Annotated in this window: 1 protein-coding gene and 2 pseudogenes; 1 reads left to right on the top strand and 2 read right to left on the bottom strand. The window is 71.3% G+C overall.

Going from position 1 to position 1,740, the window contains the following annotated elements; all coding sequences use genetic code 11:
* Nucleotides 1–229: pseudogene (locus tag ABFC67_RS05750) on the top strand (formimidoylglutamate deiminase); the annotation flags it as partial.
* A 24-nt stretch (nucleotides 230–253) separates the two neighbouring features.
* Here the strand turns inward: ABFC67_RS05750 and ABFC67_RS05745 are convergent.
* Together ABFC67_RS05745 and ABFC67_RS05740 are read right to left on the bottom strand one after the other, a co-directional pair.
* Nucleotides 254–1,510: an ectonucleotide pyrophosphatase/phosphodiesterase gene (locus ABFC67_RS05745; protein ID WP_346737088.1), complete on the bottom strand. Its 1,257-nt coding sequence runs from the start codon at nucleotides 1,508–1,510 to the stop codon at nucleotides 254–256.
* A gap of 105 nt (nucleotides 1,511–1,615) precedes the next feature.
* Nucleotides 1,616–1,740, bottom strand: a pseudogene (locus ABFC67_RS05740) (IS481 family transposase); the annotation flags it as partial.

Below are 1,740 nucleotides of genomic sequence, written 5' to 3'. Positions count from 1 at the left end.
CGCCGCCGGCGCGCGCGCCGACCTGCTGGTGCTCGACCACGACGCGCCGGCGCTCGCCGCACGCGATGCCGCCAGCGCGCTCGACAGCTTCGTGTTCGCCGGCAACGCGCCGCTGGTGCGCCACGTCATGGCCGGCGGGCAGTGGGTGGTGCGCGACTTCCGCCATCGCGACGAGGCGGCGATCGCCGCGCGCTACGCCGATGCCGTCGGCCGCCTGCGCGCCGGCTGAAGCCGCGCCCGGCGCCGACCGGCTTCATCGGCGCGCCGTGATCGCCTCCGGCGCCAGCGCGCCGCGCAGCGGGGCGAGGTCGCCGTCATTCGGCTGCGGGCGGATGCCGAGCAGGTGCGCCAGCAGCGGATAGACGTCGACGTTGGGGAACTCGGCGACCACCACGCCGCGCTTGAAGGCGGGACCGTGCGCGACGAACAGCGCGCGCATGTGCGGATCGGCGTTGTCGTAGCCATGCTCGCCGCGCAGCACGCGTTTATGCGCCGCCTGCCGCGCGTGCGTGGAGACCAGCCAGCCGTCATCGGGGATGCAGACGATCGCCGGCACTCGCGGATTGCCGCCGTAGTGCAGGCGCGCCGGCAGCGCGGCCTTGTCCCGGCACTGCATGTGCGCATGCGGTGCCAACAGCGCGCGTTCGACCTCGGCGGCGCGCGCGGGCTTCGGAGCCAGTTCCGCGGGCACCTCGTAGGTGACGACGTCCACGTCGCGCATGTCGACGATGTCGTCGAGGTACACCACCTGCGACGGCGGCGTGGCGGTCATGCCGTGGTCGGACACGATCACCAGGTTGGTGCGGTCGTACAGGCCGCGCCGGCGCAGGCCGTCGACCAGCCGCGCCAGCATGGTGTCGGTGTCGCGCAACGCGGTGCTCACCTCGGGCGAATCCGGACCGTGCCAGTGGCCGGCGCCGTCGACCGCGTCGAAGTAGAGCGTGATGAAGGCCGGACGCCGTGCCGCTGGCAAGTCGAGCCAGGCCAGCACCTGGTCGACACGCGCCTGCGGGGCGACGTCGCCGTCGAAGGGGCGCCAATGGTCCGGGCGCACGCCGTGGATCGCCGCTTCCGAGCCGGGCCAGAACATGGTCGCGGTGTGCAGGCCCTGCTTCTGCGCGGTGACCCAGATTGGTTCACCCTCGTTCCACCAGCGCCCGTCGCCGACTGCGGCGCGGTTGCCCAGCGTGAAGCGGCCCAACGCGGGATCCTGGATGGTGTTGTGCACGATGCCGTGGTGGTCGGGATAGAGCCCGGTGACCAGCGTGTAGTGGTTCGGGAACGTGATCGACGGGAACGAGGGTTGCATCGCCTCGGCGCGCACGCCGTCGGCGGCGAGTGCGGCCAGCGTCGGCGTCATCCCGCGCTGCAGGTAGTCCGCGCGGAAGCCGTCGATCGAGACCAGGATCACTGGCGCACGCGCCGCGGCGTCGTCGCGCAGCGGAGTTCCGGAACAGCCGGCGAAGGCGAGCAGCGCGAGCGCCAGCAGCAGGGCATGGATTCTCGTCACGGAGAGCAAAAGTCGTCCTGCGAACTGCGGGAGTGTGGCGTCGCTTTCTTGCGCGCGGCTGTACCGATGGTCATGCCGTGACCACGTGCCGCTTGCCGACGCAGGCTAGCTGTGTAAACCCAACAGGTTGTTCATGCCGATGCGGGTGATCGGCGGCTGGTAACCGAGACTGGCGTGGGGACGGTGCCAGTTGTACTGGTGCAGCCATGTCGGCCAATGCGCGGCACGCT

Source organism: Mizugakiibacter sp. (assembly GCF_039680435.1).
In the GTDB taxonomy this organism is placed as follows: Bacteria; Pseudomonadota; Gammaproteobacteria; order Xanthomonadales; family Rhodanobacteraceae; genus Mizugakiibacter.
The sequence above is the reverse complement of the archived record's forward strand: the minus strand, read 5'-3'. Positions and strand labels throughout refer to the sequence as shown.